Raw genomic sequence first — 24,234 nt, forward strand, 5'->3', positions numbered from 1 at the left:
TTTACTATTCTTTCTTTTGACCAATTTTTCTTTCTGTCCCATTTAATAATCGCTTTATATTTGCTCTGTGATTATATATTACTGATATGGTTAAAAACAAAGCTACAACTAACCCTGCTTTATTTTTTGCTATAATCATAAATATTGGTGAACAACCTATACCAACAACAGAACCTAATGAGACATATTTTGTTATAATTACCACCAATATAAACACTGCCAAACACATTAATGTTATTGCTGGATTTACAGCAAGCATTGCACCTAGTGAAGTTGCAACACCTTTACCCCCTCTAAATCCTAAAACTGCTGGCCAATTATGACCTGCTACAACACATATAACTGCTAGATATCCAGCTAAAAGAGTATCTATACCAACCAACTTTGCTGCAATTTCCGATATCAAAACAGCAATTACACCTTTAAAAACATCACCTAAAAAAGTCATTGCTCCTGCTCTTTTCCCAAGTGTTCTAAGTACATTTGTCGAGCCTGCATTACCCGAACCTTGAGTCCTTATATCAACCCCAGCAATTCGCTTTGCAACTATATACGAAGTTGATATATTGCCTAATAAGTATGCAATTACAGCAATAATTATATAACTAAATATTTCCACTGAACTTACCCCCTTTAGTTATATTTTAGATATTTACTTTTTATTTTTTTGTCTATACTCAAACTTTATAGAAGTTCCTTCAAATCCAAAGTTTTCTCTTATCTTATTTTCAAGGTATCTTTGATATGAGAAGTGAGTTAAGTTCTTGTCATTTATAAATAAAGTAATTTTAGGAGGTCTAATGTCTGTTTGAGTTCCATAGTAAATTTTTAATCTTCTACCTTTATCAGATGGTGGCTGATTTAACATTACAGCTTCTCCAATTACTTCATTTAATGCTGAAGTTGATATTCTCTTAGAATGTTCATTTGATACATATTCAACTGTGTCTAATATTTTATTCATTCTTTGATTAGTCTTTGCAGAAACAAATACTATTGGAGCATACATCATAAATGGGAATTTTTCTTTTATATCTTTTGTGTAATTATTCATTGTCTTATTATCTTTTTCTATTAAGTCCCATTTATTGACTACAAATATACATCCCTTGCCTTCGTCATGTGCTATACCTGCAACTTTTGTATCCTGCTCTGTAACGCCTTCCAAAGCGTCTATAACTATTAACACAACATCTGCTCTATCTACAGCACTCATAGCTCTTATTACGCTATATTTTTCTATCGTCTCATATATTTTGCTCTTTCTTCTAAGCCCTGCTGTATCTATAAGAAGAAATTTCTGTCCATTTTTTTCAAAATAAGTATCTATTGCATCCCTAGTAGTTCCTGCAATTGGACTTACAATTACTCTTTCTTCTCCTAATATCTTATTAAGTATAGAACTCTTTCCTGCATTTGGCTTACCTGTTATAGCTACTCTTATTATATCTTCTTCATACTCTGTATCTAATCCTGCTGGAAAATTTTGAACTATCTCATCTAATAAGTCTCCAAATCCCATACTATTGGCTCCTGACACTCCAAAAGGAGTTCCAAAACCTAATTCATAAAAATCGTATATATTGTCAAACTGACTTTGACTATCAATTTTATTAACCACTAAAATTACTGGTTTTTTTGTTTTTCTAAGTATCTGAGCAATTTCTTTATCAGCAGCTGTTATTCCAGCCTTGCCATCAACTATAAAAAGTATTACATGTGACATATCCATTGCAAGCATGGCTTGATTTCTCATTTGAGATAATATTATATCTTCGCTATCAGGCTCAATACCTCCTGTATCTACTAATGTAAAATATTTATCTAACCATTCTACTTCTGCAAATATTCTATCTCTTGTAACTCCTGGTGTATCTTCAACTATTGATATCCTTTTTCCTGCAAATTTATTAAATATTGTAGACTTACCAACATTTGGTCTCCCAACTACAGCTACAACTGGCCTACTTATACTCATGTTGTTTCTCCTTCCATCTTTTGTTTTCTATTTTAAAATTTTATCCACAAAATCTTTTCCTTCATTTAAACATGGGATAATTTTTATTTTCATAAGTTCTTCTAACTGATTTAGTTCAATATTATCTAAGAAAATTTCTTCATCTGCTTTTAACATACTTCTTGTTATATAAAGAGCTTCTCCCAATTCCTTATGCTCAAGTTGCTCTTTTAAATCTTTAGCTGTTAAAAGGCCTGATACTGTTATTGTTTCTCCAAAAAACTTGTTTTTTATTTCATAAACATCTATTTGAAGATTTTTAAACTTGTCCATCATAGCATCTGCCATACTTTGTATAAATTCATATGCAGAATGTCCAGTAGCTATTGATACCTTTTTATCTCTTTTGAGAATATTCTCAGACAATGTGTTTAGATACTCTTCAATATCTGTTTTTAACTTACGTATCATACCTACACCATCTTCAAACTGTAAAAATCCTTCATACTCTTCATATCCAGGCAATTCTCTACTAGATAATATATAAAATTCATCTGATAAAAATGCAAATCGAGTTCCTATTTTCTCAAGATATATCTGTTGTATTTCATGTATTTGCTCTATAGTTTTACTTGCACCCTTATTATCAAATATATTTAATTCTACTAAATTTTCTCTATGCTTTGTAATTCCAACTGGAACTATAGCAACACTATTTACATATGGATAAAGTTGAGCTAATTCTTTTATTGTTCTATCCAATTCCTTTCCATCATTTATACCTGGACATAAAACAATTTGACAGTTCATCTCTATATGAGCATCTGCCAATCTCTTCATTATACCATATAATTTTCCTGCAAATTTATTACTTATCATTTTTTGTCTTAATTCTGGATTAGTTGTGTGCACAGATATATTTATAGGACTTATTCTGTATTTAATTATATTATTTATATCTTCTTCGCTCATATTTGTAAGTGTAACAAAATTTCCTTGTAAAAAAGACAATCTTGAGTCATCATCTTTAAAATAAAGTGTTTCTCTCATTCCTTCTGGCAATTGGTCTATAAAACAAAACATACATTTATTTCTACAACTTTTAGCTTGGTCAATTATTGGATTTGTAAATTCAACACCCAAATCTTCATCATAGTCTTTTTCTATCTCATATATGTAGACTTCGCCATCTTTTTTTTGTATCTCTACCTCTAAATACTCATCACTTAGTAAGAATCTATACTCTATTATATCATGTATTGGCTGTTCATTTACAGATATAAGTAAATCTCCTACTTCTATACCTATTTCTTCTGCAATACTATCTTTGTAAACTTTACTTATAATATTATTTATTTTTTTTACATTTACTTCCATTTTTTTCACCACTCTTTTATATTCATCAATATTTATTATAATATATTTTCATATACAGTTTATTACTTTATTATATTTTACAATAGCATTTTTAAACATTTCATGTCATAATAACACATTTTAATTCTAATAGTCAATATAAGTAAATAGCTATAAAAAGATTAAAACAAATAATATTCAAATTTAAATATTTTATAAATTTGAACATTATTTGCTCTTAAAAGTATCTTATCGTTTTAATGCTTTACTATTATTAATGTTCCATTAGTCATATCGTGAACCATTCCACCTACACACTTTGACATGAGCATCGCCTTATTTTGCAAGTCTTTTTCATCATTTGCATAAAATATTGGACAACCTCCACCATTTCTCATATTTTTATCTAGTGTAACTATTGCTAGGGTATATTCATTTAGACCTATATCCATTCCCATTTTATGCACTTCCTTTCTTTCCTATTTTATAGTTTTTCAGTGATAAGTTTTTACCTTTAGAACTTGAAAGTATTGGACATGATTTTACAGCTTCCATTACCTTTTCAACATTCCTATCTATTGGTAAATAAGCAATCATTATACTTTCATCATCTTTATTTCGTCTAGGTAATGGTACAAATGCAGGTTCTTCATAATCTCCATATAAACCTAATCTTGAATATATATTGTATACTATAGCTTGTCTTTGACCCGAATCAAATAATATTCCTGCATTAGCATAATCTCTATTTTTAGGAATTATTTGTATTCCTACACCTCTATTAATATATACTTCTCTATCACTTTTTAGACCTATATTTGTTATTCCTTTTAAATCTCCCACCTTCAATATAGATTCATTTACGAAGCTAATATCAGCAGGCATTACATCAGCTATATCTCCAATACTTTTTCTAGTAAGAAGTTTTTTAAGTATGAAAGCTAATAATAAACCACAAATTGAACTTATTATCAAACTCATACCTTCACTTATTTTAGTTTCTTCAATAATTACATAATATAATCCTATTGTTAAAAAAGATGTAACTATGCACATATAATTTCTTACTTCATAAGTTCTAGCTATCTCTTCTATAAATGCAGCTCCTCTTTTTACAAGTTGAACTTCTTCTAAGTTTTGTAATGTATTCCTTCTATTTGCTCTTACTTGTCTAAACTGTTCTGCTGCCAAAGATAAAAATGTTATCGATGTATAAGAACGATTTATAAGAGCTGGAACTAGTAATGCTCCTAATGCCGAAGCAACAAAGGCTAATATGAGCTGAGATAGTAAAACATTTGGTTGTGTAGGATACTGTTTTTGGTCTAAATTCAACATTATAACTCTTGATGTTATACCAATAATAACTGCAACAAAAAATACTCTATCCATTAAATCACTCCTAAAATATCTAATATAAAATGTTCACTTATAAATCTACAAAGTCTTTCTAGAAAAATCACTCTGTTTTCCTTTTGATGTCTCTATGATAGGAGTACTTTTTACTACATCTATCATTACATCTATATCCTTGACTATTGGTATATATGGTATAACCACAGTGCTTTTTTCTAAGTTAGTTTTAGATATAGCTACAATATCAACCTCATCTACATCTTTATCTATACCCATATGAATAAATAGATTATGTATTATAGCTTGTCTTTGTCCTATATCATTTACTATCCCAAATGCACCCAAATCTCTTGGTATAATTTCTATAGCTAAACATTCATTTTTATATTTTTCTCTTGTATTCTCTAAACCTATATTAGTTATTATTACACCATTTACTTTTAAAATAGGCCCTTCAAAACTTACTTCAGCAGGAACTATATCTGCTATATCTGCTATACTATTTCGTCTTAGAAACCTTCTAAAAATTAAACCAACCAAAGCTCCTGCTATAACAGCTAGTATTGTACAATAAATAAAGCTAAGGTCATATCGTTTTGAAACAGTAATATAAACTATAGAAGATACTAATGCAGAAAAAAGACTGATATAACTTCTAGATTCATACGTAGATGCTATTTCTTCTACATAAGCATCTCCCTTTGGTACTAATTCTTCATTGTCTATATTTTTTAATGTTATTCTTTCCTGCTCTGCAAGACCTTGAAATTGTTGTATCGCTACTGCAAAAAATGTTAATGCTGCAAACTCCTTATCTATAAGTGCAGGTAATGCTATTGCACCCAATGAAGCTGAAAGCCCTGATATTATTATTTGCTCTAAATAATCTTGTGGTCTCGATGGGTATTGCTTGTCTGTAACTCTTAAAACTAATCCTCTACATAATATTCCTATAATTACTGCTACTATAAAAGAGTGTCTAAATAAATTGGCACCTAATAAGCTTTCTTCCATTTTCTCAGCTCCTTCTCTTATATAGTTTGTGCAAAAAACAAAAAAAATTTCCTTCTATTTAAGGAAATTTTTTTTGTAGGATTGTAACAATAAATTCGCTACCAATACCAAGTTCACTTTTTACTTTTATACATCCATTTAATGATTTGACTATATGCTTCGTTATAGCCAATCCTAAACCCGTTCCTCCTACATCTCTACTTCTTGCTTTATCTACTCTATAGAAGCGTTCAAAGATACGTTCTACATCTTCTTTTGGTATTCCAACACCATTATCTATAACTTTGATTATTATTTTTTCTTCATCTTTTAAAACTACCACTTGTACAATACCATTATCTTGAGTATATTTTATAGCATTATCAACTAAATTTAAAAATACTTGTTTGATATAATCTCTATTAGAAAGTATGTTTATTGATTTATCATCACATTTATATAAAACTTCTATGTTTTTTTCACTAGCTGAACGTTGAGTTATTTCATATACTTCTCTAAATACATCGTATATTACAACATCTTCCATTAGAAGAGTGTCTTTATTTTCTACAAATGATAATAATAATATGTCGTCAATCAATCTTTTTAATCTGTCTGATTCACTTTCTATTATTTCCAAAAACCTATTTCTAGTGTTTGCATCTATATTTTCATTGGATTTTAATGTTTCAACAAATCCACTTATAGATGTAAGTGGTGTTTTAAGTTCATGACTTACATTAGCAACAAAATCACTTCTCATATTTTCAAGCTTCACTTTTTTAGTAATATCTTCTATGTTTACTATTGAGCCAATTATTACATTATTGGTATTTTGAAGATAAACTGGATCCACTTTTATTTTGTATACTATATCATCTTTAGTAGTAATCTTTGCAGTTTCATTTTCTTTAGAACCTATAAATTGAAGTATCTGCTTTAATATTTCTTCTTCTTTTATTACAGCATTGATATTATGTCCTTCAACTAGTTTGTTTGGTTCACTCTTTATCATTTCTTTAGCTTCATCATTTATCAATAATATGTTTCCATTTACATCTATAGCTAAAATTCCATGAGATATACTCTTTAATATAGACCTTAATTGTAAATGTTTATATTGTACTTCTTCCAATGTATCATCCATATTTTTTATCATATGATTAAAATTTCTGGCTAATTCGCCTAATTCGCCTTTAGCTGATATATTCAACCTAGCATGAAATTCCTTGTTACTTACTTTTTTTGAAACGTATATAAACTCTTTTAAATATTTTCTTAGTGTTACTGTATATCTTACAGACAATATTACAATGGCTATAGACAACATAACAATAAAAAAATATATGCTATTTAATTCTTCCACAAGATAACACTCCTAAAATATAACTTTTTCTAATCTATTTTGTATCCTACACCTCTTATAGTTTCTATATATTTTTCTGATTTATCTTCATCTTCTATTTTTTTTCTTAAATATCTTATATGGACATCTACTGTTCTAGTTTCTCCATAGTATTCATAGCCCCATATTTTATCTAAAAGATAGTTTCTTGAAAGTACTTTACCTTTATTCTGAATTAATAATTTTAACAGTTCAAACTCTTTAAGTGTTAACTCTATCTTTTCAGAACCTTTAGTAACTTCATGTTTTGATAAATCTAGTTTTAAATTACCTGTGGTAAGTATATTATTTTCTTCGCCTGTACTAGTTAAGTTATATCTTCTTAAAACAGAGCTAACCCTAGCTAACAATTCTTTTATACTAAATGGCTTGGTTATATAATCATCAGCACCTACTTCAAGCCCTTCAACCTTGTCATTTTCCATATTTTTAGCAGTAAGCATTATAACAGGAATATTTTTCAAGTCTTTATCACTTCTTATTTTTCTCAATACTTCTATTCCACTTATATTTGGTAGCATCCAATCTAAAAGTATTAAATCTGGTTTAACTTCCTTAGCTTTTATAAATCCATCAAATCCATCATATGAATAACTAACTTCGTAGTTTGACACCTCCAAATTGAATTTTAATAGCTCAACTATATGCATTTCATCGTCTATAACAAGCACTTTAGTATTCATTAAAAAGCTCCTCTCTATTTTATCTGTAGTACCGTTCCTATTCGCTCTGATGCCTTATTATGTTTTCTATAAGAGTGGAATTCATCTGCTCTACAACTAGTGCATAGATTTAAATTTATTATATTTTCTTTTTTGACTCCACTACATCTCAGCATATACTCATTAATTTTCCATAAATCTAAATAGTAACTTCCCTCTTTTATTATATAGAACTTTTCATCATTATTTGTAAGAATTGTGTTAAATTTTTCTACTAACTCCTCAGAAACTTCATAACAACAAGGTCCAATTGATGGTCCAATTATACATATCAAATCTTCAGGAGCTGTTTTATAAGTCTCAGACATCAATTTTATTGTTTTGTGACCTATATTACTAAAAGTACCTTTCCAGCCAGCATGTGCCAGTCCTATGGCTTTATTTTTAGCATCTATAATTGATATAGGTACGCAATCTGCTGTAAACAATAAAAGTGGTACTTTCTCTAAGTTTGTTATAAGTGCATCTCCTTCTATTCTTTGTCCTATATTCTCTCTACTAACTATGTTAACTATGTCTGAATGTATTTGAGAATTACTAGTTAAATTTTCAAACATTAAATCGCATTCCTTGCAAACCCTTAACATGTCTTCTTTACTTTTTGCATCTATATTTTTACAAGTTATAACTAGATTTATAGAATTTAATTTTTCATCAATTTCTTTACAATTGCTACTTAAGTTAACATACTCTTTAATATCTTCTACACTTTTTAGATTTATATAATCTTTCATCATTTGTCTCCTTTTTCTATTAGTATACTTTTAAGTTCATTTACAAAAGTATTTATATCTTTAAATTGTCTATACACAGAAGCAAATCTTACATAGGCAACTTCATCTAAATCTTTCAATTTATCCATTACCATTTCACCAATTCTTTTGGTTTCGATTTCTTCTATAAAGCATTTATTTATTTCATTTTCAATATGTACAACTATATTCTCAATATCTTCAACAGATACAGGTCTTTTTTCACATGCCTTTAATAGTCCATATTTTATTTTTTCTCTATCAAAATACTCTCTACTATTATCTTTTTTAATAACCATTAAAGGAGTAGTTTCTATTTTTTCATAAGTAGTAAATCTCTTTTTACATAATTCACATTCACGTCTTCTTCTAATAGATTTTAAATCTGTATGTCTAGAATCTATTACCTTTGATTCTTTATAATTGCAATAAGGACATTGCATCTGTATTCCTCCTTTGTTTAGCTATATATCAAATTCATCTAAGCTTAATTCTGAACCTATATTTACTATTATTGTATCACAACCTATTTTAAGTATATCATTCCAAAATATAACTTCTTCATCCCCTCCTCTTGAAAAAAAACTTCTACTTCCATCTCCAAAAATGGTAAATGAGACTACTTTTCCCTCATGAATATCCATATCTATGTCGATTATGAAACCCATCCTTTTTCCATTTTTTACATTTATAATTTCTTTTTCCATTATATCAGAAACTCTAATCATATTATACTCACCCTTCCTTTAAAAATAAATATGTATTTGGATAAAAAAAAATGACCTATATAGGTCATTTAAATTTAAAATTATGTTTACATTCCATGGATTACTTATACATACTTTCTCATATTTTTTAAAGCATTTTTTTCAATTCTTGATACTTGTGCTTGAGATATACCGATTTCATCAGCAACTTCTATCTGAGTTCTTCCTTTGTAAAATCTTAAATCTAATACCAACTTTTCTCTACTATTTAATTTTTTAATAGCTTCCTTAAGTGATATTTCTTGCAACCAGTTTTCATCAGTATCTTTTTTGTCTTGAACCTGATCCATTACAAATATGGCATCTCCATTATCTTGATATACTGGGTCAAATAAAGATATTGGATCTTGTATAGCATCAAGTGCCATTACAACTGACTCTACTTCTAATTCTAATTCCTTTGCTATTTCTGATACTGTTGGTTCTTTTGAATTTGTTCTAATTAATCTTTCTCTAACTTGTAGTGCCTTATATGCTATATCTTTTAATGATCTACTAACTCTGATTGGATTATTGTCTCTTAAGTATCTTCTAATTTCTCCTATAATCATAGGAACAGCATAAGTTGAAAATCTGACATTTTGACTTAAATCAAAATTATCTATAGCTTTTATAAGACCAATACAACCTATTTGAAATAAATCGTCTATATTTTCTCCTCTGTTGTTAAATTTTTTTATTACACTCAAGACTAACCTTAAATTTCCTCTTACAAATTGTTGTCTGGCTTCTTCATCACCACTTTTTATTTGTAATAAAAGTTCCTTCATTTGCTTATTTTTAAGAACTGGAAGTTCAGATGTATTAACACCACATATTTCAACCTTATTAACTTGCATACATTTCAGTCCTCTCTCAAAAAGTATTCATCTATTGAAATTATTTACATTTCCAATTTTTTTATACTTTTTAAGAAGAATTAATTTAGCATTATACAAATTTTTTCATTTCTTTTTGTAATCTTGAAATTATTTTCTTTTCAAGTCTAGATATGTAGGATTGAGATATTCCAAGCATTCCAGCAACTTCCTTTTGTGTTTTTTCAATACCTTTATCTATAAGTCCAAACCTTAATTCCATAATTTGCTTTTCTCTGTCACTTAATCTGTCAAGTGCCATAACCAATAAATCTCTATCTATTTCTTCTTCGATTATTTTATATATTTCATCATTTTCTGTACCTAAAACATCTGATAATAGAAGTTCATTTCCATCTAAGTCTATATTTAAAGGCTCATCAAATGATACCTCCGTTTTCTTTTTATTATTTTTTCTTAGATACATTAGTATTTCATTTTCTATACATCTCGAAGCATAGGTTGCTAATTTTATATTTTTATTTAATTTAAAAGTATTGACTGCCTTTATCAAACCTATAGTCCCTATAGAAATTAAATCCTCTACATCTATCCCTGTATTTTCAAATTTTCTTGATATGTAGACTACTAATCTCAAATTTCTTTCTATTAAAATTGATTTTACGGTTTCATCAGTTTCTAGCTTTTGCAAAAGTTCCATTTCTTCTGCTGGTTTTAGTGGTGGAGGAAGAATATTGGCTCCACCCATATAGTATATTCCTTTTGGCTTTATTATTTTTAATTTAATACCTAACATCGTAATAAAGCTTATGATTCTTTCTTTTAATCGTAACATCCTTTGTCCCCCTTAAATTTTTAGCTAGAATCCAGGCAATATATTTGGATTCATTATTGCCCCATATTCTCTATCATTAAAATTTGAAATACCAAGTATTATATTTCCTATCTTTTGCTCATCTACCTCTACATAATCAGCTTTTAGACCAATTATTATGCTTGTCTTATTACTTCCAGCATGTTTATAAGGTATTATTCTAACTCTCCCTGAAGTTCTGTCATCTAAACTACATATAATTTCCTGAGCTTTTTTCATATCTATATCTTCATAGTTAATATTTAATAGATTTTCTGGAATCAATCCTTCTAATACACTTGATTTGACTATTATTACATCACTTTGACTTATTGGGTCTTTTAATAAATTTCCACTATCAACTAATGCCTTACAGCAAAAGCTTTTTTCTAATAAGTTTATATTTATGGTCTTCGTAAGCTCTTTGATGTATTTAAGCATCTTCAAGTCTTTGTAAATGTACTTTAATAGTTCACAACTTACATAAGTACATGCAATTAAAAAAGATATTTTTAAATGGCTTATTCCTGTAAAATAAATTACAAAATAAGTACTTCCAGAAATAAAAATATTTACTAAATAAAAAACTAATGCTACATGAGCATAATCTTTTTTGCTCTTAGTCCTAAATGAAATTAAAGTTATAATACTCATGATTATTATTTTAAATGGCACTGTAAATAGTATATCCATTGATGGGTATAAATAAGCAACAGAGTAGGCTCCTCCTAAACTAGCCCCCAGCAACTTATTTTTTCTAGGATTATATTTTTTAGTAAGAATAGAAGTACAACTTATAATAATATAATTTATTACTAGGTTTTCTATAACATAGTACTCAATATACACCATGTATCCCCCCTTAAAACCTTTAAACATATTATAAGATAGTATGTACAAAATTTTATGTCACTTTTGACAGTCGAATCCAAAACAAATTCTATTTAAAAATAACAATGATATATGTCTTATACTTTATGTCGTCAAAAGATATTTTTTTAGCATCAAAGAAATAGACTTTTTTGTAGAATTCAATATATCTAGGTAGAAGTTATTCAACTCTACCTTTGGAATATTTCCATAAAAAAAGACTATGCGACTTAATAATATAGCAAGTAAATCGTTTACTTGTATAAAATTAAATTGCATAGTCTATAAATCAAATATAAAATTAAATTATTGTGCTAACAATTCATTTGCATATTTTGCAGATTCGTTTAGTGCTTGTTCTGGAGTTTTGTCTCCAGCTATCATCATTTGAAGTTGTTTCCATAAGTGTTCATATATTTCTACTCCATGAGGTCCAACTGTTAATGGTCTGTACATATTTTTATCTTTTGTTACCATTTCTTCAAATCTTGGATCTCCTTGATATTTTTCACCTTTAGCAACTGGTGCTCTTGGTATCTCTTTATGGAAAGCTTCCATTGAGTCTTTGCTTAACATATATTCAAGAAGTTTAAATCCAAGTTCTTTGTTTTTACACGCTGACATTAAAGTTAAATCATCTACTGAGGCAAAACTACCAACTGTTTTATCTTCTAATGAAGTTACATATCCCCAGTTTAAGTCTGGGAATGATTTATCAAAAGTACTTGTAGCAGCAGAAGACAGCATTATAGTAAATGCAGCTTTTCCTGGTCCAAATACACTTTCAACCATCTCATTACTGTCTTTTGATAAAGCATTATCTGGTATATATTTTTTCATATCATTTATAAAGTTTGCAGCTTTTAATCCTTCTTTATTGTTAAATTTAACTGATTTTAAATCATCATTATATATATCTCCACCAGCTTGCCATAGATATGGATACCAGTTCCAGTTCAAACTACCAAACACTTTAGAACCCCAACCTTGTGCAAGACCCCATTGGTCTATTTTTCCATCTCCATCAGTATCTTTTGTTGCTTTTTCACATATTCTTTTAAAATCTTCCCACGTTTTAGGAGGTTTTTCTCCCAATTTTTCTAGTATATCTTTATTATAGTATAATACACCTGGATTAGCAGCTTCTATAGGTAAACCGTAAATTCCACCCATCATTTTTGCATTATCTAAGTATAAATAATTATCTGAAGTTCCTGATTTTTCTAAATAAGGAGTTAAATCTTCAACTGCTCCCATTTCTATAAATTGAGGAAACATTTCTGCATACATATACCCTATATCTGGCCCCTCACCTGCACTGATTGCAGTAGCATATTTTTCTGCATAATTATCCCATGGTACTATTTGGAATTCAATTTCACAGTTATTTTCCTTTTCAAATTTCTCAAGTATTGGTTTCCATGCATCTTCATCATGATCTGTTAACGGTGCAGACCATACAACTAATTTTTCTTTGCCATCTTTGCCTTTAGATTCTTCTTTTTTTGTACATCCAGCAAGAAGTGATGTTGACAAAATAGCAACCATGGCTAAAGAAAGAATTTTTTTTAGCTTAATCATACTTAATCCCCTTTCAGACTTTAATTTCTCTTTTTCCTCAAATTTTTACAATTCAATTCAGGTTTAATATTACCAAATAAAAATGTCATTGTCTAATTATAAAAAACTATAACCATTTATATAACTATCATTTTTTTCTATACTCAGTAGAAAAAACTTTACTTTTTTATTTTTTTTTGATATTAAAATATGTTAAAAAAAATAGGAGATTAAAGTACAAAAAATAAAAAGAAGTCTATTGACTTCTTTATAAGTTTACATATTATCTTCTTCTTCTTAAAAATGTAGGTATTTCCATGCTCTCATCATCATCTTCTTCTATTATACTTGCCTTTTTAGGAGCTTCTATCTTTTCTTCAACCACAATTTCTTCTTCTTCTATTTCTTTTACAACTTGTTTTACAGTTGTATTCAGAGAAGACCTTATACTTGATTTAGGCTTAGTATCCAAATCTAAAATCCCACCTTGTAAACCTTCAAATCCTGTTGCGATTACTGTAATCATTATTTCATCGCCTAAATCTTCTTTTATAGAAGCACCAAATATAACATTTGCTTCTGGGTCACAAGATTCCATAACTAAAGTAGATGCTTCATTAACTTCAAATAATCCTAAGTTAGGACCACCTGTAACATTAAGAAGTACTCCTTTTGCTCCTTGTATTGATGTTTCTAAAAGTGGTGATTGGATAGCTTGTCTAGCAGCATCTATAGCTCTAGTTTCTCCACTAGCACTACCTATACCCATATGAGCAAGACCTTTATCTTTCATTATAGTAGTAACATCTGCAAAGTCTAAGTTTATTAATCCTTCAACTGCTATAAGGTCAGAAATTGATTGTATACCTTGTTTTAACACATCGTCTGCAACTGCAAAAGCATCCAGCATTGAAGTATTCTTTTGTACTATTTGTAAAAGTCTATCATTTGGTATTGTTATAAGAGTATCTACCTTTGACTTAAGCTCAGCTATTCCACCTTCAGCATTTTTCATTCTTATCTTACCTTCAAATGCAAAAGGTTTTGTAACTACACCTACTGTAAGGATACCCATTTCTTTAGCTAGGCCTGCAACTACTGGGGCAGCTCCTGTACCAGTACCACCACCCATTCCAGCTGTAACAAATACCATATCAGCTCCTTGAAGTAGTTTTACTATTTCATCTTTACTTTCTTCTGCAGCTCTTTTTCCTACTTCTGGATTAGCTCCTGCACCAAGTCCTCTAGTTAATTTTTCTCCTATTTGAACTTTATATTCAGCCTTTGATGTATATAAAGCTTGTTTATCTGTATTTACTGATATAAATTCAACGCCTTTAAGTTGAGCTTCTACCATTCTATTGACAGCATTGTTTCCACCGCCACCTACACCTATTACTTTAATTTGTGCACATTCTTCTAATTCTACGTCAAAGTTTAGCATCATAAACCCCCTTATCTCATGATTCAAAGTTATCGTATGTATTAATTATATCATTTTCTTCTTTTATTTTGTTAACCTTTAAGTAACATATTCCACAAAAACGTAAATTTTCCTTTTTAATTTTCTTACTTATATTGTCAAATATTACTCTTTAAGTATAAAATATTTTATGTATATCTCAAAAGTTCTTTAATTTTTATGTTTTTTATTCATAATATTGGCAATGATATAACGTCTAATTATAGATAAATTATTAAATAGTCTCATCCCAAAAACTAATACTGCCACATAGTAAAGTGAAATTCCCAACTTTTCTCCTATATAAGTCAATAATATAGCCAAGATAGCATTACCTATGAAACCAGTAACAAAAATTACATTATCATAGTTATCTTCAAAACTGGATTTTATAGCTCCAAATATAGAATCCATTATTGCAAGAATAGCTACTGACATATATATCGAATAATCCATAGAATATGTAAATGGAATGTAGTAACCTACTACCACACCAAATGCCAATCCTCCTAAAATCCATATCATAAATCCTCACCTCTTTATTTTACTTTGAAACACAACTATATTACAATCCTTTTTATTAATTTTTTTTATTTTTTCTTTATTTTTTTGTATTTTTCGTTTTATTTTGCAAATAAATTCACTCTATTTCCATTATTTTCCTCTATTTTTATATTAATCCCATATATATCCTTTAGAGATTTAGCATATGATTCTGGAGAATTTATAGCTGCACTCAATAAATCTATATCTCCTATAGCTTTTATTATAAATGGTTGTCCATATGTAGTATCATTCACTGTAATAGTTGCTCCTGAACATTTTATCTTACTTGTTGACAATACTCTTTCTCCATTTATAGATATTGCTTTTGCACCTGCTTTTTTCAAATCATTTAAAACTCTTAGAATGTCAATATCATGTATAATCAGGTCGTTTGGATTTTGTCCATCTTTTAATTCTCTTTCACTATCCTTCATAGTAATAGTTATTCCTGGACCTGTGACAGCTGAATAACCACTTAACTCTTTAACTTCTTCAAGTTCTTTTTTCATCAATGTTTGAATAGATTCATTTCCATTATTTTCTGCTTGCTTATATTCATCTAAAGTCTTTTTGTTACTTTTAAGAGCTTCTTTTAGATTTTTTATTTCCTTATTTGTATTTTCTATCTCACTTTCAATATTTTTAGTCTGGCTCAATGTTATATACACTTTATTTGGGTTCAGTGATTTTATATAAGTTGATATGAAAATGCCTAATATGAATGCTCCTAATATAATCATTTTCTTTTTCATACTATTATTTCCTCTCTACTTTATCTGTATCACCATGTCCATTTATTTTTACATTATCTTCTTTAATTACTTTTACCTTTGCATTATAATATGTTTCTATTTCCCAGACAATACCATACTTTATATTGAGCGCAGAAGCTAATGTATCAGAATCACCAATTGCCTTTATTGTAATTGGCTCCTTTATAACAGTGTCATTCATATAAAGTTTATCTTCTTTCAAATACATATATGTATTTGAAACTACTCTTTGATTATTTATAGATATGGCACTTGCTTGTGCTGAATTTAATTTATTTATCATTGACAGTAATAAATCATAATTATATAGTATACTGTCATTTTTATCAAAGCTTCCTAAAGTTTTTGTAGAATTTATTTCAACTTCAATACCTTTTCCTTCTACATCTGTATATCCAGCTAAAGTTTCATATTTTTCTATTTCTGATTTAAGTATATCTTGCTCTCCTTTTTCACTTTTACCTCTATATGTCTCTATATCTTTTTTTACACTATTAATTTCTGATTGAAGATTTTCTTTTTCTTTTTTTAGAGATTTAAGTTCTTCTGTAAGTTGCTCGCCTCTCTTAAAAGTCGTCATTCCTCTATTTTCTATATTAATAATTTTTAGTTGTAAACTAACGAGAACTCCCAATACAATACTTCCTATAATTATACTCTTATTTATAAACCTTTTTTTCAAAATATCACTTCCTTACAATTGTCTATCCTTCTGGACTATATACAGCTAGCTTTCCATAATTTAGATTTATAGTCCCACCATTGGTATTTTTATTTTGCAGGTCAATCAAAATTTTATTTACCCTAGATATATTATAATCTAAGTTATCATCATTAGAAAGTAAGATTTTTATATTGCTTCTCGTAAGCATATCTACATTCCCTTCTTTTTTAAAGTTTACATAATTTATTTTTCTATAAATACCTTCTTCTTTTAAATAATTTAAAGTCTTAAATACACTCTCTTTAGTTTTATAATTTTTAAATTTTATTGATTTTGTATCATTAATACTATAATCTACTTCCACTATCAAATCATTTTTACTTTCATTAGTGCCTTTTAATTCCTCTAATAAGTTCCCTTTTTTATCTATATAACAATAGTTATCTTCATCCTTTAATACCGCAAAAATTTCTTTTTCTTTTAAGCTTATAATTATCTTATTTGGAAGTTTCCTTTTTATTTCTACATCTTCTATATACGGATTTTTCATAAGCTTACTTTTCATGTCTTTAAAATTGTATGCAAATATATTTTCATGTGAACTTACATTTAACGCTTTCATTATATTTGACTTGGTGACTCTTTTATTTCCAATCACATCTATCCTATTTACATCAAATAAATCACTCCCTACAATAATACATATCCCAAAAGATAGCATAAGTATAAAAACTAAAACTATCATAACATTATTCGTATTTAGCTTCTTTCTCCTCTTCAAATACAATCAACCCCTTTGGTTAATAAATACACCTTTCGAGTTTATATTCCCTACAAAAAAAATATAATATTTAAAGTCAAATTTTCTCATTTTCTTACAAAACAATCTAATAAAACATTAAAAAAGAGGATTAAATTGATATTTCATCAAAATAAATATAAAATACTATATGTATTTTATAACTTAAAACTTATATACACATAAATAAACCCCTAATTTAGAATAATTTAGAAAATCTAATATATTATAAATTAGGGGTAAATATTTATTTATCGTTTCTTTATTCCTATTACTTTAGCCTGACCTTCTATACTTGGAGCTGCTTCTTTCTTTACTTCCTCAATAGCTTTTTCTTTTTTTGGTTTTTTAGCTGTTGATTTTTGTGTTGAGTTATATACCTTTATTATCTCATCATATATAAGGTCTATAGCCTCAGGTCTACCTATAGTTTTACTTGCATTTGCCATATCAACTAAAAGTTCTCTATCTCCTAAAAGTTTAAATACGGCTGTATTCAGGCTTTCTGGAGTTAAGTTTTTTTCCAAGATTGCAATCCCTGCCCCTTGCTTCTCTATACTCTTAGCATTGTACTCTTGATGATTTTCAGCAGTATATGCTTTAGGTATTATTATAGAAGGTTTGCCAAGAGCTGTTATTTCAGCTAATGAAATTGCTCCTGCACTACCTATAACTAAATCACTTGCTGCAAGTGCATTTGCCATATCTTCTAAATAAGGTACTACTTTTTGGTATGGTTTAAGATTTATATTACTGATACTTTCCATAAATTCTTCATAATAGCTTTTTCCTGTTGCAAATATAAAAGCTATATCTTCATTTACCATATTTTTAATGACAAGTCTCATTGCATCATTTATTTTTCTTGAACCTCCACTACCACCGTAGCAAAGTACCATTTTTTTCTCTTCACTTATTCCTAAATTTTTTCTTGCGATATTTTTTCTTGATAACAAAATTTCTTTTCTAACTGGATTTCCTGTAAAAACTAATTTTTCTTCTGCTGCCTCAGGGAATCTTTTATGTGAATCTTCAAAACTTGTAAGTACCTTTGTAACTGTTTTAGATAAAATCTTATTAGTTACCCCAGGAAAAGAATTTTGCTCATGTATTATAGCTGGTATTTTTCCCATAGACGCATTAAATAAAACAGGTCCACTGACATATCCACCAGTTCCTATGACTACATCTGGCTTAAATTTTTTAACAATTTTTCTTGATTGTTCCAATCCTTTAAAAAGCTTAAAAACTCTTTTTACATTATCGAAGTCTATTTTTCTCTTAAATCCTTGTACTGTTACAGTTTTCAATTCAAATCCATACTTAGGAACTATTTCTGATTCTATTCCTTTTTCCGTCCCAACAAACATTATCTCGGCGTCTGGATGTTCATCTCTTATTTTGTTAGCAATAGCTATAGCTGGATATACGTGTCCTCCAGTTCCACCGCCTGATAATAAAACTTTCATCAAATCATCATCTCCTGTTAATTAATTTTGACATGCTTTGAGATGTTCAACACTATACCTACAGCCCCCATAAAGATGGTGAGTGAGGTACCTCCATAACTTATAAATGGTAGTGCTACACCTGTAGCTGGCATTGATGATGTTGCAACTGCTATATTTAAAGCTGCTTGTATTCCAATTTGTGCCCCTATACCTATGACAACCATACAAGCAAATACATTAGAAGTCTTCAAAGCTATTCTTACACATCTGTAGACTAAGGCTACAAATAGCATTATAACTATTATACAACCAATTAATCCTAACTCTTCTCCTATTATAGCAAATATAAAGTCATTTTGTGGCTCTGGTATATAAAAATACTTTTGCTTACTCTTTCCTAAGCCTAAACCAAACAGTCCTCCTGAACCTAATGCATATAAACCTTGTATTACCTGATACCCCTTACCAAGTGGGTCTTGAAATGGGTCTAAAAAAGATGTAACACGACTAAGTCTATACGGTTCAGCAATTACTAATGCAGCAAATAAAGCAGCCCCACTTCCTATCATAGCAAATACAATTTTCATATCCATTCCAGCAACAAATATCATTACAAATGTAACTAGAATTACAGTACCTGCTGTTGACAAATTTGGTTGAAGTATTATCAACGCAAAAAATATTCCTGGAACTACGAGAAGTGGTACAACACCTTTTGTCAAAGATTTTATTTTATCATAATTTTTCTCAATCAATTTTGCAGTTAATATTATTGTAGCAAACTTTGCAATTTCTGCAGGCTGAAATGTTAAAGCACCTATCCCTAACCATCTTTTTGCTCCGTTTGCTTCTATTCCCAAAGGAGTTAAAACCAACAATAATAATACTACTGCTATAGCTCCAATTGCTGTAGCATTTTTCTTCCAAAAATTATAGTCTATTCTAGATGTAATAATCATAACTATAAATCCTAGTATAGCATATATTACATTTTTCTTTAGAAAATAGTATGCATCATTGTGTTTAAATGAAGATTGTATAAAACTTGCACTAAACACCATAACTATTCCTACAAATACTAAAAGCATAGTAGTATAAAATACTACTCCATCAAATTCAGTCTTCATCCTTATGTCAATTTGTTTTTTCAAATTTTCTTTAGGCATCCAACTAATCTACCTCCATTCTTCCATCTAAGTAAGTTTAGAGGTAAGAGATTATTTTAAATTGTTTACATTATCTTTGAAGTCTTTTCCTCTTACTTCAAAACTTTCATACATATCCCAACTTGCACAAGCTGGTGAAAGAAGCACTATATCTCCATTTTTTGAAATCTCATGAGAAGTCTTAACTGCTTCCTCCATATCTTTTACTATATGTATGTCATTAAATCCTTTATTTTTAGCACAATTTTCTATCTTTGGTGCAGTTTCTCCTAATAAGATTAATGATTTAACATATGATTTTGCAATTTCAAGAAGTTCATCAAAGTTGCTTCCCTTATCCATTCCTCCTGCTATAAGCACTATTGGTCTATTATAAGACTGTACAGCTTTTATAGTAGAATCTGGATTAGTTCCCTTTGAGTCATTTACATATATTACATTATCTAAGTTTCTTACAAACTCTTGTCTGTGTTCAACTCCTTTAAATGTCATCAATACATCTTTTATTACTTCTAAATCTACTTTACAAACATATGCTATTGCTATTGCTGCCATACAATTTTCTAAATTATGGCCTCCAGGCAAACTTACATCATCTTTATTTAGAAACTTAATCTTATCCTCTATATCTATTATTATGTCATTATTTTCTAAATATACTCCTCCATTTACTCTATGAGTTCTTGAAAAGTAAATTACTTTGGCATTACATTTATCAGCTAGGTCTCTCACTATTTCATCATCATAATTTAATATACAAAAATCTTCATCATTTTGATTCATAAATATTTTTGATTTAGCTTCTATGTACTTTTCCATAGTATGATGTCTATTTAAATGATCTTCTGTAATATTTAATATTGCACTTACTTTAGGTCTAAATTCATCCACACTTTCAAGTTGGAAACTACTCAGTTCAGTTACAAGTATAGATTCTTCATTTGAAGTTTCTATAGTATCTATTACAGGATTCCCTATATTACCAACTACATATGTATCTTTTTTGGCACTTGAAAAAATTTCTCCTACTAAGCTAGTTGTAGTTGTCTTACCATTTGTACCTGTAATCCCTATAAAAGTTGGATTATTTGACAATTTAAAAGCTAATTCTACCTCACCAATTATATACTTGCCTGAATTTTTTAGCTTCAAAATAAATGGCAAGTCTAATGGTACTCCTGGAGATACTACAACCATATCTACATCGTCTACAGCCTCTGGATGGCATCCTAATATGTATTCTATGTCATTTATAGATTTTAATTCATCAAGTATGTTTTTTAATTTATTTTCATCTTTAATATCATTTACAATTATACTTGCTCCTAATTTATCTAAATGTTTAATTGTAGATATACCAGTTTTTGCAAGCCCTACTAATAAAACTTTTTTTCCACTTAAGTCCATTTTTTATTCCCCCTAGGCCTAAAATACTGCTATTATACTTATCCAAGCTAAAACAACTGTAATAATCCAAAAAACAAATACAACTCTTGTTTCTGGCCAACCACATTGTTCAAAATGATGGTGTATTGGAGCCATCTTAAAGAATCTCTTTCTAGTTACTTTAAAATATCCAACTTGAATTAAAACTGATAGAGCTTCTGCAAAATAAATGCCTCCAATTATAGGTATTATAAGCACTGAATTAGTTAAAACTGAAAATGCTACAACCGCACCACCTAATGCCATTGAACCTGTATCTCCCATAAACACTCTAGCTGGATATGAATTAAATCCTAAAAAGCCTAGACATGCTCCAACAGTTGCTGCTGCTAAAACTGCAACTTCTGTATTGCCTGCAACTGAACTTGCAAACAACATAAAAAATACAGAAACAACTAAAGTCACTCCTGATGCTAGACCATCTAGACCATCAGTTAAATTTACAGCATTTACTATTGCTACTATTATAAACATCATTATTGGTATATATAGTATTCCAACATTTATTACAAAATCTGTAAATGGTATCATAAGTTGCGAAGCACTTGATGACGATGTATACTGATAAAAAGCAACATAAAAAGATAATGCAACTTGAAGGATTATTTTTTGATATGCTTTTAGTCCAAGTGACCTTTTTAGCTTTATTTTTATAAAGTCATCTAAAAAACCAATAAAACCAAAACCAGCAATACATATAAGACCTACTGCCATGTCATGACTAACTTTTACTCTTGTAAGTCCAGTTATTAGAATTGCAACAATCATTATAATTCCACCCATAGTAGGTGTTCCATTCTTAGCTAGATGTGTTTGAGGTCCATCATCTCTAACTGTCTGACCAAATTTAAATTTCCTAAGCATTGGTATAAATATTGGTCCTATTATAATTACTATCAAAAACGCAATCAATGCGGTGTACGTAAGCTCTGTTATTCCTAACATCATAAAACTCCTCTCCCTTGTCAATCAACTCATTAGTTTAAGCTTATTTATTTAGATATTCAACTATTTTTTCTAATTTCATGCCTCTTGAGCCTTTCACTAAAATAGTGTCTCCTGTTTTTATTAATTCATCTAATCGATTAAATACATCGTCTCTATTTTTAAAGTGATATATATTGGATGAATCGAATCCTAATCGTTTTGCTTCGTCTCCAATAAACACTGAGTTTTCACCTATAGTTATTATGATATCAGTATTATTCATAGATGATTTTCCAACTAATCTATGACCATACTCTGAAATTTCACCCATCTCAAGCATATCTCCAAGTATTGCTACTTTTCTACCTTTATATCTACCAAGTATTTTCAAGGCTGCTTCCATAGAATCTGGACTGGCATTATATGAGTCATTAATTATTGTTAATCTTTCATTTTTTATTATATCTAATCTCATTTTTGTCCCTTTGAAGTTTTTTAAACCTGTTTTTATACAATCCAAAGAAATATTTAAACTCATGCCAACTAATATCGCCGACATAGCATTATATATATTATGCTCTCCTATTGTTGGTATAAATATTTCCTCTTTTTTTCCATTTATGACACACGTAAATGTCAAACTATCTTCTTCCATAGTATAATCTTCACAATAAATGTCATTATCTTTCTTAAATCCAAATGTTTTTAACTTATATACATGCTCTTTTTCTTTTAATGTAGATAAAAATTTATCATCGCCATTTACAATCAAAGTATTTGTATCATCAAAATTTGAAGCAATCTCCAGCTTTGCCTTTAAAATCCCTTCCTGTGAACCTAGGTTTTCTATGTGTGACAATCCTATATTTGATATAACTGCAATTTTAGGATTTACTATGTCCACCAAATACTTTATTTCATTAAATCCAGACATTCCCATTTCTATTACAGCACACTCATGTTCTTTATTTAAATTAAACAAAGTCAAAGGAACCCCAAAATGATTATTTAGGTTCTTTTCATTTTTCAAGATGTTTAATTTTGCAGAAATAGCTGCATATATCATATCTCTAGTAGTTGTTTTTCCTACACTACCTGTAACACCTATAAATGGAATGTCAAATTTTTCTTTATAATATCTGGAAATATTTCCTAGAGCCAAAGTTGTATCTTTTACCTCTATTAAATTTATATCCGAACTTTCTAATTTTATTCCATTACTTTCATTTTTTATAAAAGTTTTGCATCCACTATCATATGCAGACTTTATAAAGGTATGCCCATCTAAATTTTCTCCAACTATGGCTACAAATGCATTTTGTGCATTTGCTTCCCTGCTATCTATAACTATATCACTTACACAGTCATTATAATCTCCATATATTAACTTTCCATTAGTTGCAAGTACTAACTCCTTTATTGTTAAGCACTCCATTCTCAAACTCCTCCTTATAAAACATTAGCTATATTATCTTAGCAACAAAAGGCAATGTATACCGTTACATATACATTGCCTACGATAACTCTTAACTTTATAATTATATACTATATTTCTGTTTTTTTGAAGATGTTTATGGATATATGTTAATTA

At 28.9% G+C, this 24,234-nt stretch carries 25 protein-coding genes; all 25 read right to left on the reverse strand.

Annotated elements, in window-relative coordinates; genetic code table 11:
• Positions 1–4: 4 nt before the first annotated feature.
• The 25 genes from plsY to IC174_RS11060 all read right to left on the reverse strand — a co-directional run bounded on the left by plsY (position 5) and on the right by IC174_RS11060 (position 24,078).
• Positions 5–619 (reverse strand): glycerol-3-phosphate 1-O-acyltransferase PlsY, encoded by a 615-nt coding sequence (gene plsY, locus IC174_RS10940; protein WP_227432431.1) that lies wholly within the window; start codon positions 617–619, stop codon positions 5–7.
• A 33-nt stretch (positions 620–652) separates the two neighbouring features.
• Entirely contained in the window at positions 653–1,978 is a 1,326-nt protein-coding gene (gene der, locus IC174_RS10945) for a ribosome biogenesis GTPase Der (protein ID WP_255625500.1), read from the reverse strand.
• 27 nt (positions 1,979–2,005) lie between these two features.
• Positions 2,006–3,334 carry a DUF512 domain-containing protein gene (locus IC174_RS10950; protein ID WP_227482895.1) on the reverse strand — a complete coding sequence of 443 codons (1,329 nt, stop codon included), beginning with the start codon at positions 3,332–3,334 and terminating at the stop codon, positions 2,006–2,008.
• A gap of 236 nt (positions 3,335–3,570) precedes the next feature.
• On the reverse strand, positions 3,571–3,771 hold the full coding sequence (locus tag IC174_RS10955; protein ID WP_227432429.1) for a capping complex subunit for YIEGIA: 201 nt from the start codon (positions 3,769–3,771) through the stop codon (positions 3,571–3,573).
• 1 nt (position 3,772) lies between these two features.
• Positions 3,773–4,705, reverse strand: a complete 933-nt coding sequence (locus tag IC174_RS10960; RefSeq protein WP_227432428.1) for a YIEGIA family protein — start codon at positions 4,703–4,705, stop codon at positions 3,773–3,775.
• Between the two features lie 45 nt (positions 4,706–4,750).
• Positions 4,751–5,683, reverse strand: a complete 933-nt coding sequence (locus IC174_RS10965) for a YIEGIA family protein (protein ID WP_227482896.1) — start codon at positions 5,681–5,683, stop codon at positions 4,751–4,753.
• Between the two features lie 58 nt (positions 5,684–5,741).
• Positions 5,742–7,028: a HAMP domain-containing sensor histidine kinase gene (locus IC174_RS10970; RefSeq protein ID WP_227482897.1), complete on the reverse strand. Its 1,287-nt coding sequence runs from the start codon at positions 7,026–7,028 to the stop codon at positions 5,742–5,744.
• 29 nt (positions 7,029–7,057) lie between these two features.
• On the reverse strand, positions 7,058–7,750 hold the full coding sequence (locus tag IC174_RS10975; protein WP_227432425.1) for a winged helix-turn-helix domain-containing protein: 693 nt from the start codon (positions 7,748–7,750) through the stop codon (positions 7,058–7,060).
• A 14-nt stretch (positions 7,751–7,764) separates the two neighbouring features.
• On the reverse strand, positions 7,765–8,526 hold the full coding sequence (pgeF, locus tag IC174_RS10980) for a peptidoglycan editing factor PgeF (RefSeq protein ID WP_413926908.1): 762 nt from the start codon (positions 8,524–8,526) through the stop codon (positions 7,765–7,767).
• Positions 8,523–8,984, reverse strand: coding sequence for a transcriptional regulator NrdR (gene nrdR / locus IC174_RS10985; protein ID WP_227432423.1), 462 nt, complete (start codon positions 8,982–8,984; stop codon positions 8,523–8,525). The genes pgeF and nrdR overlap by 4 nt, the downstream gene beginning before the upstream one ends.
• A 21-nt stretch (positions 8,985–9,005) precedes the next feature.
• A complete protein-coding gene (locus IC174_RS10990; protein ID WP_227432422.1) occupies positions 9,006–9,269 on the reverse strand; it encodes a YlmC/YmxH family sporulation protein in 264 nt (87 codons plus the stop codon).
• Positions 9,270–9,373: 104 nt separating this feature from the next.
• Positions 9,374–10,147, reverse strand: a complete 774-nt coding sequence (gene sigG / locus IC174_RS10995; protein WP_169468424.1) for an RNA polymerase sporulation sigma factor SigG — start codon at positions 10,145–10,147, stop codon at positions 9,374–9,376.
• Between the two features lie 91 nt (positions 10,148–10,238).
• Complete coding sequence (gene sigE / locus IC174_RS11000) at positions 10,239–10,961, reverse strand: RNA polymerase sporulation sigma factor SigE (protein ID WP_227432421.1); 723 nt, start codon at positions 10,959–10,961, stop codon at positions 10,239–10,241.
• Positions 10,962–10,985: 24 nt separating this feature from the next.
• A complete protein-coding gene (locus IC174_RS11005; RefSeq protein WP_227432420.1) occupies positions 10,986–11,831 on the reverse strand; it encodes a sigma-E processing peptidase SpoIIGA in 846 nt (281 codons plus the stop codon).
• Positions 11,832–12,155: 324 nt separating this feature from the next.
• Positions 12,156–13,430, reverse strand: a complete 1,275-nt coding sequence (locus IC174_RS11010; RefSeq protein WP_227482899.1) for an ABC transporter substrate-binding protein — start codon at positions 13,428–13,430, stop codon at positions 12,156–12,158.
• A 262-nt stretch (positions 13,431–13,692) separates the two neighbouring features.
• Positions 13,693–14,853 carry a cell division protein FtsZ gene (gene ftsZ, locus IC174_RS11015; protein ID WP_227432418.1) on the reverse strand — a complete coding sequence of 387 codons (1,161 nt, stop codon included), beginning with the start codon at positions 14,851–14,853 and terminating at the stop codon, positions 13,693–13,695.
• Between the two features lie 189 nt (positions 14,854–15,042).
• Entirely contained in the window at positions 15,043–15,396 is a 354-nt protein-coding gene (locus IC174_RS11020) for a small basic family protein (RefSeq protein ID WP_227432417.1), read from the reverse strand.
• Between the two features lie 98 nt (positions 15,397–15,494).
• Entirely contained in the window at positions 15,495–16,169 is a 675-nt protein-coding gene (locus IC174_RS11025) for a DUF881 domain-containing protein (protein ID WP_227432416.1), read from the reverse strand.
• 4 nt (positions 16,170–16,173) lie between these two features.
• On the reverse strand, positions 16,174–16,872 hold the full coding sequence (locus IC174_RS11030) for a DUF881 domain-containing protein (protein WP_227432415.1): 699 nt from the start codon (positions 16,870–16,872) through the stop codon (positions 16,174–16,176).
• Between the two features lie 22 nt (positions 16,873–16,894).
• Positions 16,895–17,635, reverse strand: a complete 741-nt coding sequence (locus IC174_RS11035; protein WP_227482900.1) for a cell division protein FtsQ/DivIB — start codon at positions 17,633–17,635, stop codon at positions 16,895–16,897.
• A gap of 269 nt (positions 17,636–17,904) precedes the next feature.
• The gene (gene murG / locus IC174_RS11040; protein WP_227482901.1) at positions 17,905–19,122 is read right to left on the reverse strand and encodes an undecaprenyldiphospho-muramoylpentapeptide beta-N-acetylglucosaminyltransferase; all 1,218 of its coding nucleotides are present in this window, start codon (positions 19,120–19,122) and stop codon (positions 17,905–17,907) included.
• A gap of 17 nt (positions 19,123–19,139) precedes the next feature.
• Entirely contained in the window at positions 19,140–20,270 is a 1,131-nt protein-coding gene (spoVE, locus tag IC174_RS11045; protein ID WP_227432412.1) for a stage V sporulation protein E, read from the reverse strand.
• 51 nt (positions 20,271–20,321) lie between these two features.
• Positions 20,322–21,677, reverse strand: a complete 1,356-nt coding sequence (gene murD, locus IC174_RS11050) for a UDP-N-acetylmuramoyl-L-alanine--D-glutamate ligase (RefSeq protein ID WP_227482902.1) — start codon at positions 21,675–21,677, stop codon at positions 20,322–20,324.
• Positions 21,678–21,695: 18 nt separating this feature from the next.
• Positions 21,696–22,664, reverse strand: a complete 969-nt coding sequence (gene mraY, locus IC174_RS11055) for a phospho-N-acetylmuramoyl-pentapeptide-transferase (protein ID WP_227432410.1) — start codon at positions 22,662–22,664, stop codon at positions 21,696–21,698.
• Positions 22,665–22,704: 40 nt separating this feature from the next.
• The gene (locus tag IC174_RS11060) at positions 22,705–24,078 is read right to left on the reverse strand and encodes a UDP-N-acetylmuramoyl-tripeptide--D-alanyl-D-alanine ligase (RefSeq protein WP_227432409.1); all 1,374 of its coding nucleotides are present in this window, start codon (positions 24,076–24,078) and stop codon (positions 22,705–22,707) included.
• Positions 24,079–24,234 lie beyond the last annotated feature (156 nt).

This window comes from Clostridioides sp. ES-S-0001-03 (assembly GCF_020676075.1).
Taxonomy (GTDB): Bacteria; Bacillota; Clostridia; order Peptostreptococcales; family Peptostreptococcaceae; genus Clostridioides.